At 69.3% G+C, this 14,676-nt stretch carries 12 protein-coding genes; 7 read left to right on the top strand and 5 right to left on the bottom strand.

Annotated elements, in window-relative coordinates:
• From LJE69_RS12565 to LJE69_RS12550, 4 genes are all read right to left on the bottom strand, one after another.
• A partial coding sequence (locus tag LJE69_RS12565) for a hypothetical protein (RefSeq protein ID WP_296925496.1) occupies window positions 1-1,307 on the bottom strand: 1,307 nt, incomplete at its 3' end.
• A gap of 125 nt (window positions 1,308-1,432) precedes the next feature.
• Window positions 1,433-2,737 carry an FCSD flavin-binding domain-containing protein gene (locus LJE69_RS12560; protein WP_367114674.1) on the bottom strand — a complete coding sequence of 435 codons (1,305 nt, stop codon included), beginning with the start codon at window positions 2,735-2,737 and terminating at the stop codon, window positions 1,433-1,435.
• Window positions 2,738-2,747: 10 nt separating this feature from the next.
• Window positions 2,748-3,431 carry a c-type cytochrome gene (locus tag LJE69_RS12555; protein WP_296925494.1) on the bottom strand — a complete coding sequence of 228 codons (684 nt, stop codon included), beginning with the start codon at window positions 3,429-3,431 and terminating at the stop codon, window positions 2,748-2,750.
• Window positions 3,432-3,465: 34 nt separating this feature from the next.
• Window positions 3,466-3,729 (bottom strand): DUF2934 domain-containing protein, encoded by a 264-nt coding sequence (locus tag LJE69_RS12550; RefSeq protein ID WP_296925491.1) that lies wholly within the window; start codon window positions 3,727-3,729, stop codon window positions 3,466-3,468.
• Window positions 3,730-4,016: 287 nt separating this feature from the next.
• Between LJE69_RS12550 and LJE69_RS12545 the strand changes: the two genes are divergently transcribed.
• From LJE69_RS12545 to LJE69_RS12530, 4 genes are all read left to right on the top strand, one after another.
• The gene (locus tag LJE69_RS12545) at window positions 4,017-4,694 is read left to right on the top strand and encodes a DUF2760 domain-containing protein (RefSeq protein ID WP_296925489.1); all 678 of its coding nucleotides are present in this window, start codon (window positions 4,017-4,019) and stop codon (window positions 4,692-4,694) included.
• Window positions 4,691-6,535, top strand: a complete 1,845-nt coding sequence (locus LJE69_RS12540) for an Hsp70 family protein (RefSeq protein WP_296925487.1) — start codon at window positions 4,691-4,693, stop codon at window positions 6,533-6,535. Before LJE69_RS12545 ends, LJE69_RS12540 begins: the two co-directional genes overlap by 4 nt.
• A gap of 73 nt (window positions 6,536-6,608) precedes the next feature.
• Window positions 6,609-7,040, top strand: a complete 432-nt coding sequence (locus tag LJE69_RS12535) for a BLUF domain-containing protein (protein ID WP_296925485.1) — start codon at window positions 6,609-6,611, stop codon at window positions 7,038-7,040.
• Window positions 7,041-7,090: 50 nt separating this feature from the next.
• Complete coding sequence (locus LJE69_RS12530; protein ID WP_296925483.1) at window positions 7,091-7,627, top strand: invasion associated locus B family protein; 537 nt, start codon at window positions 7,091-7,093, stop codon at window positions 7,625-7,627.
• Between the two features lie 313 nt (window positions 7,628-7,940).
• Here LJE69_RS12530 and LJE69_RS12525 read toward each other — a convergent pair whose 3' ends face one another.
• Entirely contained in the window at window positions 7,941-10,028 is a 2,088-nt protein-coding gene (locus LJE69_RS12525; protein WP_296925481.1) for a serine/threonine protein kinase, read from the bottom strand.
• Between the two features lie 360 nt (window positions 10,029-10,388).
• On the opposite strand from LJE69_RS12525, the gene LJE69_RS12520 reads away from it, so the two are divergent.
• The 3 genes from LJE69_RS12520 to LJE69_RS12510 form a co-directional block, all read left to right on the top strand.
• Window positions 10,389-11,252, top strand: a complete 864-nt coding sequence (locus LJE69_RS12520; protein WP_296925479.1) for an OmpA family protein — start codon at window positions 10,389-10,391, stop codon at window positions 11,250-11,252.
• A 254-nt stretch (window positions 11,253-11,506) separates the two neighbouring features.
• Complete coding sequence (locus LJE69_RS12515) at window positions 11,507-13,276, top strand: ShlB/FhaC/HecB family hemolysin secretion/activation protein (RefSeq protein WP_296925478.1); 1,770 nt, start codon at window positions 11,507-11,509, stop codon at window positions 13,274-13,276.
• A gap of 24 nt (window positions 13,277-13,300) precedes the next feature.
• Window positions 13,301-14,676, top strand: a 1,376-nt coding sequence (locus LJE69_RS12510; protein ID WP_296925476.1) for a filamentous hemagglutinin N-terminal domain-containing protein, incomplete at its 3' end; no start/stop codon positions are given.

Below are 14,676 nucleotides of genomic sequence, written 5' to 3'. Positions count from 1 at the left end.
CGGGCCAGCTCGGTTTGGGCGTCGGTGATCCTCTGCTCCGCCTCGGCGAGGCGCTGGCGGTGCTCGGCGTCGAGCTTCGCGCAGTCGGCCTGCTCCTGCTTGAGCGCCGCCGCGGCGCTGGACGCGGCCTGCTCGGCGGCGTCGCGGGCCTCGGTGGCTGCCTGTAGCTCGGACTCGAGCCGCGACACCTCGGCGGTCTGCGCCGCGCCGCCATTGTCGGCGGCGGCCGCGGCGGTCTTGTTGGCCTCGGCCAGCGCCGCGTCGCGCTCGGCGAGCCCCTGCTTGAGCGTGGCGATCTCGTCCTTGAGCTTGGCGATGAGCGCCTTGGCGTCTTCCAGCTCGGTCGATGGCGGATCCGCGGGCGCCTTGGCGTTGCCGAGCTGCTCTTCCGCGGCCTGGCGCTCGTGCACCGCGGCGGCGAGCTCGCTTTGCAGCTCGGCGATGAGGGACTGGCTCTTCTCCAACTCCGCCTTCCATTGCGTGGGCTCGCCGGCCGCGGCCTTGGCGGCGGCGTCGGCGCGCTGGGCGAGGGCTTTGCGCTGCGCGGTGAGATCCACCAGCTTGTTCTTCAGGTCGAGGATCGCCGCCTCTTCCTTGTCCGCCAGGACTTGCAGGCGGTCTTGGCGCTTGGCGCCGCGTTCGAGCTTGTCGCGCAGCGCCGCCTCCAACTGGTTGGCGCTGTTGAGCTCGAAGTTGAGGCCGGCAATGGTCTTGTTGTCGGCGCCGAGCTTTGCCTGGAGCTCCTGGTTTTGCTCCGTCACGTCGACCAGACGCTCGTTCAGCTCGGAGACGGATGCCTTGTGCTGTTCCAGCTCCCGCGCGAGCTTGGTCTTGGTATCGCCCAGGTCGGCGAGCTCCTGGGCATGCGCTTCCGCGGCCTGTTGCGCCTGCGTGAGCTGGCCCTGGAGCTCGGTCACGGTCTTATCGTGCTTCTGTTTCAGGGAAGCGACGAGGTCGGCGTGCTCGGCATTCAGCTTATCGAGCTCCGCGGCATGCTCCGACTTGAGCTTTTCCAGCGCCGCGTCATGCTCGGCCTTGAGGTCCGCAATGTCCTGCTCATGCTCGGCCTTGAGCTCTGCGATCTGTTCCTCGGCACTCTTGGCGGCCTTGGTAGACTGGTTCAGCTCGGTATCGACGGCGGCGAGGCGCGCCGATGCCTCGGCCAGGCCCGCCTGCGCAGTGGCGAGCTTCTGCTTCTGGACGTCGTTGTGGTGGCTGTAGATGAAGAGCGCGCCCACCAGCATGGCGAAGACAAGCCAGAAGAGGATCTTCCAAAGGTGCGGATCTGCGTCTGTGCGCGGCGACATGGGCTCTCTCCAGGTGACTGCGGAGTCTCGGCTTGATACTGGCTCTTTTTGCGGCGCGCATTATGCCGCGTCCGCCGAGCCGGAGACAGGCAAAACCCTGAAGTCATTGCGCTGCGCCAGGCCAATCAGCCGAAGCTGTCGTGCACGATGTTGTTGTACCAGCTGTACGCGTACTGAACCTCGCGGGCGAGGGCGAACGCCGGTGCGTCCTGCGGGGTCAGGCCGCCCGCCCCCGCCACCGGGGCGATCTCGGTGCCGTCCGCGCTCAGCCGGTAGACGGCGGCGACGGAGATGCCGTAGTCCTTGCCGATGATGCTGTAGCAGGTGTTGATGTAGGACGGCACGCCCGGCGCCTCGCCGTTGAGCAGCGCGACGATGGCCGCGGCGGCCACCTTGGCCTGGTTGTTGGCGGCGTACGCGGACTTGGGCATCGCCGTGGCGATGGCGGCGTCGCCGATGACATGCACGCCGGGGACCCGGGTCGACTCGAAGGTCTTCTTGTCCACCGGGCACCAGCCGCTGGCGTCTGCCAGCCCGGCGTCCAAGGCGATCTTGCCGGCCGCCTGCGGTGGGATCAGATTGATGACGGCGCCCTTCACCGTGTCGCCGAAGCTGGTCTCGACGGTCATGTCGACGGGGTCGACGCCGACCACGGCCGCGTCCGGCCCCGGCTGCCACTCGATGAGGCTGTTGCCCGTGCCGAAGCCGTAGAGCCGCTCCCAGCCCTGCATGAAGAGGGCCTGCTTGGCGAAGGTTTGGTTGTTGTCGAGGATCAGCACCTTCGAGCGCGGTTTGGCCGCCTTGAGGTACATGGCTATCTGGCTGGCGCGCTCGTAGGGACCCGGCGGGCAGCGGAAGGGCTTCGGCGGCGTGGCGATGATGACCACACCGCCGTCTTGCATGGCTTCCAACTGGCCGCGCAGGAGTCTGGTCTGCGCGCCGGCCTTCCAGGCATGCGGCAGCTGCCGCGCGAGCGCTTCGCTGTAACCGGCGATCTTGTCGTACAGCAGCGAGACTCCCGGCGAGACGACGCAGCGGTCGTAAGGATAGACGCCCGAGGCGGTCTTGACGACCTGCTTGTCCGCGTCGATGCCGGTGGCCGTCTCGTGCACCACCTTGATGCCGCGTGCCGCGAGGCGGTCGTAGCCCTGCTTAATGTCGTCGAGCTGGCGCTCGCCGCTTAGCACCTCGTTGCTCATGTAGCAGGTGTAGTAGTGCCGGTTCGGCTCGATGAGGGTCACGTCGAGGCCGTCATCCGCCAGCTTGAGGTACCTGGCCGCAGTGGCGCCGCCGGTGCCGCCGCCGACCACGACCACTCTCTTACCGCCGCCCAGGACGATCGCGGGCGCGCCGAGGGCACCCGCCGCGGCGATGGCGCCGGTGGTCTTGATGAAGGCGCGTCTGTTCATGGCCACGGGCTGTTCATCCACGGCGCTTGTCTCATTCAGACTCGTTGTCGTTGTCGTTGTCGTTGTCGTTGTCGTTGTCGTTGTCGTTGTCGCGCTCGGCGTCCGCATAAGCCGCGTAAAAGGCATACAGCGCGTTGAGACTCCCCGCGCCCTCGGCGGCCAGCATGTCGTCGAGCTTGCGGCCCATCTTCCGGGGCAGGTGGCGGCGGTGCTCCCGGAAGTCGCTCATGGCGTACTTCAGGTACGGCGTCCACTGGCCCGCGAGGATGTAGTAGTCCTCGTCCTCCACTATCGGCTTGCCGCCTTCCTCGTGGCAGTTTTCGCAGTAGCGCTCGTGCAGCTTCGCGCCCTTTTGCACTAGCGTCTGGTCGGGCGCCTGCGCGGCGGGCTTGTAGGCGATGCCATGCAGGTATTCGCCCATCAGCAGATATTCCCGCTGGGTGTAGCCGCGGGCGACGCGGCCCATGACGGTTGAATAGGTGTCGTCGTGGGCGAAGGCGGTCATGGTGTCCACGAACACCAGCGGGTCCATGGCCGCGATGCTCGGCATGGCGGGGCCTGCGCTGTTGCCGTCGGTGCCGTGGCAGCCGGCGCAGGCGTCGACGAGCATCTTGCCGGTGGCCAGCTCGTCCGCCGCTGGCGCGGCCAGCGCAAACGGCGGGCCCGCGGCGATCATGGCGCCGGCGATGGCCGCTGCCATGGTGGCATTGGCCATGCTTCCTCCTGCGCGGATGTTCATGCCCACATTTTTATGCCCAGAGTCGCAGCGCGTTGCGCAAGCCGATCCGCACCAGCGCTTCACGTCCCAGCCCGGCGGCACGGGTGTGGGCGAGCAGCCGCTCGATCTGCTGCTCGGCTTGCAGCCAGTCGGTCTCCTCGCCGCCGGGCGCGAACGCGCGCCGCTCGGCGAGATAATACGCGGCCACCGCGATCATCTCCTCACGCTCCGTCGGCGTGGGCTCGAAGGGTTGCGGTGCTGGATCTGGGGGGACGGTCGGGAACTGCGTGCCCATGGTGCATTGAGGGTACTGCCGGTGCTCCGTATCCTGGCAATTATGCCAGCGGCCGCCGAACACGGTGTCCGCACCGGCCCTGCATCGGCCCCTTTGCCGTCACGCGTGGCCGTGAGCCGGGCTGCTGCTGCAAACCGGATGAAGCCTCACGGCATGGCGATGTAAACTGCGCCGTTGCGCGGCGCCGCAGTTGGGCCGCGCGTGCCGTTGCGTCCGGCTGCATTCCGAGGGGCAACCCGGGGGTTGCCCGCCGCCTGTCCCCCGCTGCCTGTCCGAGGATCTTCTTGATGACTGAAACGAAGCCATCCATCGTGGAGCGCCTGCGGCCCTTGCAACACGCGCTGCAAGTGGGGCTGCGCGTCGCCTGGCGCTGGCTGCGCATCGCCGCGGCCAAGACCTGGATCGTATTGAAGCGACTGCCCATCGCCACCTACAGCTTCGTGCGGGCGCTGGCGGATGCCGACTATGCGCACCTGCTGACGGATCTCTATGTCGATGGCGCCAGCACGGTGCATGCACATCGGCCCAGCGCGCCGGCCGCCAAGCCGCCGCCGCTGCCGCAGCCGGCGGCCAAGCTGCAAGAGGCGCCACCCGACTCCGCGCTGGTGCTGCTCGGGCTGCTGCAGAAGGAAGGGCGCTTCGTGGACTTCCTGCAAGAGCAGATAACCGGCTACTCCGACCAGGAGATCGGCGCTGCCGCGCGCGTCGTGCACGATGGCTGCCAGCAGGTGCTGAAGGACTACATCAGCATTGCACCGGTGCGCAGCGAGGCGGAGGGGAGCCGCGTGACGCTGGAGCGGGGCTTCGATGCGTCCGCCGTGCGGCCCATCGGTAACGTGGTCGGCGAGCCGCCCTTCACCGGTGCCCTGGTGCACCGCGGCTGGCGCGCCGCCGAGGTGCGGCTGCCCAAGGTCGCGGGCAGTCGCGACGTGGCCATCCTGGCACCGGCGGAGGTGGAGCTGTGAGCACGCGTTTCGCCATCGGTATCGACCTCGGCACCACGCACTCGGCGCTGTCCTATGTGGAAGTCGCCAAGTGCGAGGGCGAGGAGGTGGAGCAGAAGCTGATGCCCATCCCGCAGCTCGTGGACCCGGGCTCGGTGGAAGAGCGCACCATGCTGCCGTCCTTTCTGTACCTGCCGCACCCGGACGAGCTCCGGCCCGCCGATCTCGGCCTGCCCTGGCCGGCGCCGCCCGGGCAGGTGATCGGCGAGCTGGCCCGCAAGCAGGGCGCCAATACGCCGATCCGGCTGGTCTCCAGCGCCAAGAGCTGGCTCTGCCATCCGGACGTGGACCGTAAGGCGCCGATCCTGCCGCCGGAGGTGCCGGCAGAGATCCCACAGGTGTCGCCGTTCGACGCCAGCGTCGCCTTCCTGACCCACCTGCGCGAGGCCTGGAACGGCCTGCACGGTTTCGACCCGCTGGGCGAGCAGGATGTGACAGTCACCGTGCCGGCCTCCTTCGACCCCGCCGCGCGCGAGCTCACCGCCGAGGCCGCGCGAGCCATCGGCGTCGAGAACCTGGTGCTGCTGGAGGAGCCGCAGGCGGCGCTGTACAGCTGGGTCAATGACAGCAAGGGCAAGTGGCGCCAGGAGGTCAAGGTCGGCGACATCATCCTGGTGGTGGACGTCGGCGGCGGCACCAGCGACTTCTCGCTCATCGCCGTCACCGAGCAGGACGGCGCGCTGGAGCTGACCCGCGTCGCCGTCGGCGAGCACATCCTGCTCGGCGGCGACAACATGGACCTGACCCTGGCGCACCTGGTGAAGCAGAAGCTCAAGGCCCAGGGCGTGGAGCTGGACCGCTGGCAGTTGCAGGCGCTCACCCATGGCTGCCGGATCGCCAAGGAGCGGCTGCTGGCCGATGAGAGCCTGGAGCTCGTGCCGGTGGTGGTGCCGAGCCGCGGCGCCAAGCTCATCGGCGGCAGCATCCGCACCGAGCTGACCCGCGATGAGGTGACGGCCATCCTCATCGACGGCTTCTTCCCGGAAGTGGCGGTTACCGACCACCCGGCGCAGCGGGCGCGTGGTGCCATCACCAAGATGGGCCTGCCTTTCGCGCAGGACCCGGGCGTCACCCGCCACCTGGCCGCCTTCCTCAGCAAGCAGGCCGGCGCCACCGAGGACCTGGAAGGCTTCGTCGAGCATGCCCATTGGGCGACCTTCCTGCACCCCACTGCGGTGCTCTTCAACGGCGGTGTGTTCAACGCCGGCGCGCTGCGCGAGCGGGTGCTCACGGTCATCAACCAATGGCTCGCCGCCGAAGACGCCCCGCCGGCGCGGCTGCTGGAGAGCAATGACCTGGACCTCGCCGTCGCCCGCGGCGCCGCCTTTTTCGCCTACGTGCGCAGGCATGGTGGCGTGCGCATCCGCGGCGGCACGTCGCACTCCTACTACGTCGGCGTCGAGCGGAGCATGCCCGCCATCCCCGGCATGGAGCCCGAGCTGCATGCGCTATGTGTCGTGCCCTTCGGACTGGAGGAGGGCTCGGAGCCCGTGTCGGCGCCGCAGGAGTTTGGCCTCGTCGTGGGCGAGCCGGTGCGCTTTCGGTTCTTCGGCTCCAGCGTGCGCCACGACGACCAAGTCGGCGACCTGCTGGAGGAATGGGCCGAGGACGAGCTCGAAGAGCTGGAAGAGATCCAGACCAACCTGCCCGCCGAAAAGCGCAAGCGCGGCGAGGTGGTGCCGGTGCGCCTCCAGGCATCGGTATCCGAGGTCGGCACCCTGGAGCTGACGGCCATTCCGCTGCTGGGCGACGAGGCGCACTGGCGGGTGTCGTTCAACACGCGCGGGCAGGCGGGGGAGTAGCGCCCGTATTGGCGCGGACGGAATCGGTTCCAGCACGAGAAACTGCTCGGTTCCAGCACGAGAAACTGCACTGATGACCTTCCAGCTCTGTTACACCAGCACCGCCATCACCGAGATGCAGCGGCAGGATCTGGTGGATCTGCTCACCGTTTCCCGTCGCAACAATGCTCGGCTCGGTATCACGGGTCTGTTGCTCTACAGCAGCGACCGCTTCATCCAGCTCCTGGAGGGCGACGAGGCGCAGGTGCGCAAGCTCTATGAGCTGATCCGGCGGGACAAGCGCCATCGGGACGTGACGCTCGTGTCCGAGGAGCATGTCGAGGCGCGAGAGTGCCCGGACTGGAGTATGGGCTTCCAGGCGATGCCGGAGAGCGAATGGCTGGAGTTCCCGAACGCCGACGGGTCCGAGCGGGGACTGCGGCCGATGGTGGAGGCCATGGGGCGGGCCAAGGCGATCTTGCAGCGTGTGCGGGAGCGGGGGCTGGATCCGGAGCGCGAGTTGTAATGCCCGCTGCGCGGACCGCGGCCGTTGATACATCTCCCAACGCAGCGCCAATGCATGTCGCGCGCACGCGTTGCGCCGGGCGCGGCCGTGTCTTTCTCGAGGTCCATGCCGTAGCGCTCGCCATCGGCCTCTGGTTGCTGCCCGCGGCGGCGCTGCCTGCGACGGACGCGCCCGAGGTGCAGGCGTTCCGCGACTGGGCCTTGCGCTGCCCTTCCGCCGGCACCTGCCTACTGGAGCAGCGCATCTTCGTCGAGGGTGGCAAATCGCCCCTGATGCGGTTGTCGTTGCTGTTCGCCGGCCCCGGGCAGAGGCTCATGGCCGCGGTGCGGGTCCCGCTCGATGTGGTGCTGCCGCAGGGCTTGGCGCTGGCTGTCGACGACGGTGCGCCGCAGAAGGTGCCCTTCCACCACTGTCGCAGCGACGGGTGTTACGCGATCTTTCCGGTACCGGAGCGCCTGCTCGGGCAGTTACGCGCCGGCCTGAACGCGACCCTGTCCGTCGAGCGCCTGGACGGCAACCGGCTCAGCGTGCCGGCGTCGCTGCTCGGCATCACCGCCGGGCTTAAGGCGCTGCGCGAGGCGCGCTGATGCCGGTCAGCCGACACGGCCGGGTGCGCTTCGAGACCAGGCGAGTAGTCGGTGTAGCAGCTCTTGTGGGAGCGGGACGCTCGGTGCCGCGACTGGCGGCCAGGCACAACACGATGCCCTGACCAACTGCCAAGCGACAGGCAGCCCCCAGCCGTCGTCGCGCCACAAAAGGCAGTGACGCTCCCACGCCGGCGCGCCCGGAGCAGCCGCTATGGGAGCAGCCTCTATGGGAGGTTGGGATGGCGCAGCGTAACCCGACGATGGGTGCCAGTAAGGGCGCGAGTACGCGCTTGATTGTCGGGTTGGGCTATCGCTAGCGCGTGATGTGGATGACGGCGGAGGATGCGTTGCATTCGCCGGACGCGTCCATCGCCGCCCGCAGCCGCGGCAAGAAGTCGCTGCTGGTGCTGTCCTCCGCCAGCGACTGCGGCAACTCGACGCCGCCGCGGCACCAGACCGCCAGGAGCAGGTCGGCGCCCACCGGGCCGCCGACGTCGAAGCCTTCCTCCCGTACCGACTCCCCCTTGTACAGCAGCCTGCGGAAGCTCGTCGGCACGGCCATCACCTCGCCCGCCGCGCTGACATAGAACACGTGCAGCCGGCCCGAGCGCCTGTCGTGGTTCTGGACAGAGAACGACAGGACGTCGCCGATCGCATAGCGGCCGTTGGCATGGCTCGTGCGGATGATGGGCGCGCTCGGGTCCTTGTAGGCCCGCATGGCGTGCAGCGTGGCGCAAACCGGCGGCGACAGGACCTCGATGCCGCCGATGTCCACGCGGATCGAGGGGATACGGCGGAGCGCGTCGCGCAGCGCCGACATGGTCGCCGGACCGCCCACGTAGCCGGACATCTTGAAGCTGCGCTCGCCGACTTCGGTCAGCTTGATGCGGGCGCAGTCCAGGGATGCCGCCGCGGCGCGGACGCTGGGGCTCGCCGGCGGCAATGCGGGCGGCGCCTTGGGTGCCTCGGGGCGGAGCGGTTCCGCGGCGGTTTCGGGCTTCGGCGGTGGCGGTGGCTCCGACGCCGACGCCGACACCGACTGCTGTGCTGGCGGAAGGGGCGCCGTGGTGGTTGGTGATGCGGGCGGCGTCGATGTCGGTCGCGGCGGTGTCGCTGTTGGTGTCGCGACCGGAGTCGTTGCAGCGTTGTCGCCGGCGGGTGCCTGCGTCCGCGCAACAACCGGCTCGGTCTTCGGCTCAGCTTTGGCCCCGGCGGTGGGCTGGCGGAGCGGTTCGTCCCCGGTCGATTGATCGATGTCCGGTCCGGTTTCCGTCACCCAAGGCTGCCACAGCCAGACCCCCACCGCGACGGCCGCCGTGGCAAGCAGCGCGCCGATGGTGATGGCCAGCCCGCGACCGCGCGGTGGCCGCGCGGCGGCGGGCGGCGCTGTCGCTGCTCGATCGGGCTCGGCGCCCGGGTGCGCTTGCGCCTGGCTGGCGGCGAGTCGTTCCTCGCGGCTCGGTGCCGGCGCGGCGACGGTGTCGGCCGTGCTCGCGGCGGGTTGCGGGCGGGGCATGACGACGGTCGCGAGCGTGTCCCTTTCCGGCTCGAACAGGCGCCGCCACTCGGCGACGCTCTGCGGGCGCCGGCGGTGGTCCGGCTCCAGTGCTGCATCCAGCGCGCAGAGGAAGCTCGCGCTATAGATGCCCGCCAGGTCCTTGGCGAGGAAGCGCCGCTGCTCCGTGAAGGCGACCGGCTGCTCGCCTGTCAGTACGTAGAACAGCGCTGCGGCCAGGCTGTAGATGTCCGTCCAGGGTCCGTATTCTCCCCAGGCCTGTTCGGGCGGGGCGAAGCCGGGCGTCTGCACGATGAACCGCGACTGGGTGGCGTCGCCCACCACCCGGCGTGCCGCACCGAAATCGATCAGCACCGGCGAGCCGTCCGGGCGCACCAGCAGGTTGTTGGGCTTGATGTCGCGGTGCAGGACCTGCGCCTCGTGCACGCGCCGCAGGCCGTCGAGCAGGGCGAGCAGGAGCGTGCGCAGCTTCGCCTCCGGCCAGCGCTCCGCGGGCGTCAGGACCTCGTCCAGCGGGCGGCCTTCTTCCCAGCGCATCGAGAAGTAGACGGTGTCGTTGGCCTCGAACACCAGTTCCACCTTGATGATGTTCGGGTGCGGCTCCGGGTCCGCCAGCGCCCGCAGGGTGCGCGCCTCCTTGCGGAACTGCTCGCGCGACCATTGAAACGCGTCCACCTGGTCGGGCAGCGGCTCGACGCAGCCATCGGGGCGCCTGCGCGCGAGCTGGGCGGGCAGGAACTCCTTGATGGCAACGGTGCCGCCGATCTCCAGCAGGGTGGCGCGGTAGACGATGCCGAAGGCGCCGGAGCCGAGCTTTTCGACGACCTCGTAGCCGAACAGCTTGGTGCCGGCCGGCAGGGAGGGAGCGGAGTTGCGCGTGTCCATTCGATGTACGGCGGTCGGGACCTGGGAGGAGGGTCGGCGCGCGGCAGCCGGCGCACCGGTGCGGCCGTGACCAGCGGCTGGCCGGGCGCGGCTTCGCGCGGCTGCCCCGGGAACGGAAAGCCCGCGCGGATCTTAATACATGTTTGCTGTCAACAAGTCAGACGCCTATGACGATAAGGGGGTTTGGCTGATATCTGAATAGTGCATCAAACTTCCGCTTGGCGGAAACGATAAATAATTGTGTGTCAGAGTTCACCTGATGTGTTCATACTATATGCACCCAAACAAGAGCGGACGGTGCGGCGACCGCGGGCTTACGGGCGCGGCCGATCCGATCGGATATCTCATGGAGGGCGCACAATGAACCGAGTTTCGCTGCTGTTCGCGACCGGACTGCTCACGATAGCCGGGCTCGCGAGCACTGACGCCACGGCTCAGTCGTACCTGGACCGCAACGCCAGTGCGGCGCAGATCAAGCGGGCGCTGCAGGGCACCCGCTCCATCAGCCGCAGATCGGCACCACAGGTGAGCGCACCGAGCCACCAGCGCGCCGCGGCCGGCCACGGCGGCAGCCGCTCCGGCTCGGCGGCACGCTCCGTGCAAAGCGCCGCCGCAGCAGCCACCGTCGCCGCGACGCCGCTGCCAGCGTCCGCGGGTGACCTCGACGAGGGGCCGGCCTCCTTCCGCATCCAGTTCGCCCTAGGCAGTGCCGAGCTGCGGCGCGAGGCCATCCCGCTGCTGGATAGGCTCGGTGAAGCGCTTACCTCGGACGAACTGCGCGACTGGGCCTTCGTCGTCGAGGGCCACACCGATGCCTCCGGCGACGAGCAGTTCAATCAGGAGCTCTCGCTGCGGCGCGCCGAGGCCGTGCGCGACTACCTGGTCGCCAAGCACGGCATCGACCCGGCGCGGCTGCCGGTCCGCGGCTACGGCGAGTCGAGGCCCTACGACCCGAGCCGGCCTGCCGCCGCCATCAACCGGCGCGTGACCTTCTCCGCCCCCGAGACTGCGGCCGAAGCCGCGGCGGGCGCCGTCGCGACCAGCGCCGACACGCCGGCCGAGGACACGATGGAAGTGGAGAGCACCATCATCGAGACCGGCCCGACGCCCGCCGCGGCGCCAGAACCGGTTCGGCCCACGCCTAATCCCGCAGCGGCCCCCGCACCCGATGCCGGCGCGGCCGCACCCGCGGACGAGGGGGCATCGCCGACCAGCGCGTCCTGAGCCTACCGATCCCGGGAAAGCGAGCCAATGTGCTCCCGGGCTCCGTCCGAAACCCACTCACCGGCCCATGATCGCGGCGCTGCCCCCGGCGGCAGCGCCGCGGCGCGGTGCCTGTCTTCGTCATTACCGCCGAGCCGTGCCCACGGAGCATGACCCTGCCGGGCCAAGGAGGCATCTTGCCTGTTTCCAGAACCTTCCGTCGTTTCCCTGCTCTCTCTACTGCATCGCGTCACACGCGCTCTCTGTCCCGCCTCATGCGGATGCTCACGGGGGTGGGATGCATCGCGCTGCTCGCGGCCGTCCTCGTCGCTTCGCCGCCCGCCATGGCGCAACCGGGCGGTGCGGCGGCCTCGCTGCCAGCCGATGTGCGCGCCCGGATCGACGCCGCTGGGCTGCCGCGCTCCGGTGAGCCGGACGTCCGGCTGAGCAACATCACGGGCAATCGGCCGGAGTTGCCGGAGCCCCTGCCGGCGGTGCCGTTCGGCTTCGAGTCCATCGCCCCCGCCGGCGCGGAGCAGGTGCGTTTCGAGCTCAACTACATCGACCTCGACGGCGTCACCGCCTACCCGCTGGACGCGCTTCAGGCCACGCTCGGGCGCCGCTACGGCAGCGTCGTGAGCCTGGCCGACGTCTACGACATGGCCGCCGAGATCCAGCGCCGCTACCGCGAGGACGGCTGGTTCCTGGCGCGCGTGCTGGTGCCGCCGCAGCGCATCGTCGATGGCCGCCTGCGCTTCGACGTGCTGGAGGGCTACATCAGCGAGGTCGAGATCCAGGGCGACATCGGCCCCGCCGAGAAGCTGGTGCGCCGCTATCTGGCGAAGGTCGCCGACCAGCGCCCGCTCAAGCTCGCCACGCTGGAACGGGCGCTGCTGCTCGCCAAGGACATCCCCGGCATCGACGTCAAGGGCATCCTGCAGCCCGCCAACGACGCCATCGGTGCGTCCCGCCTAGTCGTGGTCGCCAGCCGCCGCCGCTTCGAGGGCATGGCGATCCTGGACAACATCGGCAGTAGCTTCACCGGCGAGTGGGAACTCGCCGCGCTTGGTGCGATGCACGGCTTCACCAGCCTCGGCGAGGAGATCGGTGTCACCGGCCTGGTGAGCGACCCGGCCCAGGGCCCCGGGAGCAACGCCACGAACCAGAAGGTCGGCATGGTGAACGGCTCGGTGCGCGTCGGCAGCCTCGGTACCTACCTGACGGGCTTCGTCTCCTACGGCGACTCCAACCCGGGCGGCATCATCGAGCAGTTCGCCTACGAGTCCAAGAAGCTGCTGGTGTCCGTGAAGGCGGTGCACCCCATCATCCGCGCCCGCGCGCGCAACCTGTTCGTCGACGTCGGTTTCGACTACATCGACAGCAATACCAAGGTGTTCAAGGACGTGCCCTTTGTCGAGGACAACCTGCGGGTGCTGAACGCCTCGCTGTCCTTCGACTTCCGCGACCGCTGGCGCGGCTCCAGCTATCTCTCGCTGGGTATGCGCCAGGGGCTCGCCGCCTTCGGCGCCACGCCGGCGAATGACGCGCTCGCCTCGCGCTTCGATGCCGACGGCAGCTTCACCACGGTGCAATTCACCGGCTCGCGCTTGCAGCAGATCATCGGCAACTGGGCGCTCTATCTCATCAGCTCGGCGCAGTACGCCTTCGAGCCCGTGCTCTCCGACGAGGAATTCGACGTCGGCGGCATCGACTTCGGCCGCGGCTACAACCCGAAAGAGCTGAGCGGCGACGACGGCGTCGGCGTTACCACCGAGCTCCAGTACACGCAGCCATCGCGTCAGGACTGGCTGCAGCGCTGGCAGTTGTTCGCCTTCTACGACTTCGGTTGGGTGCAGCAGAAAGCCAACAACTTGCTGCCGTCGGCGAGCGCCTCGCTCGCATCCGCCGGTGCGGGCGTGCGCACCTGGTTCGCGCATGACCTGTCGCTGGAGCTTCAGCTCGCCCAGCCGCTCACCCTGCCGAGCCAGCGTGCCGACGGCACCAAGGACACCCAGTTACTGCTGCGCGCCATCGCGCGCTTCTAAGCCACAGATCGAGGAGGAACGATGGTGCGCAAGAACGCTTCCACGGCACCGTCCGCGGCCACGCTTGGACCCCTGTTCGGACCTGCCCCGCGCTTTGTCGGTGCAGCGGCGGTTGCAACGCTGATGCTCGCACTCGGCCGCGGTGCCCTCGCCAATCCGCACGGCGGCGTCGTCGTGCGCGGCAGCGCCGACATCGCCACCGGCCCCGGCCGCGTCACCGTGCAGCAGCACAGCGGCAAGACCGTGGTCAACTGGAACGGCTTCAGCATCGAGGGCGGCGAGGTCACGGAATTCAAGCAGCCGGACAAGAGCGCCATCGCCCTGAACCGCGTCGTCGGCCCAGACAGCTCGCGCATCGACGGCGAGCTCAAGGCCAACGGCAACGTCTGGCTGGTGAACCAGAACGGCGTCATGGTCGGCCCCACCGGCAAGGTCAATGCGCACGGCTTTCTCGCCACCACCACGGACATCGACGACGACGCCTTCATGGAAGGCCGCTACAACTTCGATCGTCCCAGCAGCAATCCCAACGCCAAGGTCATCAACCAGGGCCGCATCTCGCTCGGCGAGCGCGGCCTCGGCGCGCTGGTGGCGCCGCACGCGCGCAACGACGGCGTCATCGAGGGCAGCATGTCCGATGTCGTCGTCGGCGGCGCCGAGACCTTCTCGCTCGACGTCTACGGCGACGGCCTGATCGAGTTCGACATCACCGGCAAGGTCGAGCGCCGCCCCGACGGCGTCCACGCCCTGGCCGAGAACACCGGCGAGATCCTGGTGGACGGCGGCAGTGTGCTCATCACCGCCGATGCCGCCGCCGGCGTCATCGAAGACGTGGTCAACGTCGCCGGCCGCGTGCAGGCGCACAGCTTCACCGACAGCCAAGGTGCCATCGTCCTGGACGGTGGCGACAACGGGCGCGTGCGCGTGGCCGGCAGCCTCGACACCTCCGGCGCCCCATCTGCAAGGGGCGCCGGCAGCCGCGGCGGCAGCATCGACGTGCGTGGGCGCAATGTTCTGGTGGAAAGCAGCGCGCGCCTCGACGCCTCCGGCCCCGCCGGCGGCGGCAGCATCCGCGTCGGCGGCGACGGCCGCGACGGCGGGCGCGTCACCGACGAGTTGGTCATCGCGCCCGGCGCGATGCTGACCGCGGACGCCACCGACAGCGGCGACGGCGGCAGCATCTGGGCGCTGGCCAAAGACCGCGCCGACATCGGCGGCAGCTTCAGCGCCCGCGGCGGCGTCAACGGCGGCGACGGCGGCTTCATCGAGACCTCCGCCGCGGAGGTCGATCTCGACCCGGCGGCGAGCTTCAGCGCGTCCGCGCGGCATGCGGATGGGCAGGCCGGGACCTGGCTGCTGGACCCGACGGACATCACCATCGACGCCACCGTTGCGGGGAA

It is taken from the genome of Thiohalocapsa sp. (assembly GCF_022340605.1).
Classification (GTDB): Bacteria; Pseudomonadota; Gammaproteobacteria; order Chromatiales; family Chromatiaceae; genus Thiohalocapsa.
Note: the sequence above shows the minus strand (reverse complement) of the source record. Positions and strands in the feature narration are given on the sequence as shown.

Bases quoted from the DNA above. Each gene is read 5' to 3' on its own strand.
- LJE69_RS12555 (WP_296925494.1), bottom strand. From the start codon at position 3,431: ATGGCCAATGCCACCATGGCAGCGGCCATCGCCGGCGCCATGATCGCC.
- LJE69_RS12550 (WP_296925491.1), bottom strand. From the start codon at position 3,729: ATGGGCACGCAGTTCCCGACCGTCCCCCCAGATCCAGCACCGCAACCC.
- LJE69_RS12545 (WP_296925489.1), top strand. From the start codon at position 4,017: ATGACTGAAACGAAGCCATCCATCGTGGAGCGCCTGCGGCCCTTGCAA.
- LJE69_RS12535 (WP_296925485.1), top strand. From the start codon at position 6,609: ATGACCTTCCAGCTCTGTTACACCAGCACCGCCATCACCGAGATGCAG.
- LJE69_RS12530 (WP_296925483.1), top strand. From the start codon at position 7,091: ATGCATGTCGCGCGCACGCGTTGCGCCGGGCGCGGCCGTGTCTTTCTC.
- LJE69_RS12525 (WP_296925481.1), bottom strand. From the start codon at position 10,028: ATGGACACGCGCAACTCCGCTCCCTCCCTGCCGGCCGGCACCAAGCTG.
- LJE69_RS12520 (WP_296925479.1), top strand. From the start codon at position 10,389: ATGAACCGAGTTTCGCTGCTGTTCGCGACCGGACTGCTCACGATAGCC.
- LJE69_RS12515 (WP_296925478.1), top strand. From the start codon at position 11,507: ATGCGGATGCTCACGGGGGTGGGATGCATCGCGCTGCTCGCGGCCGTC.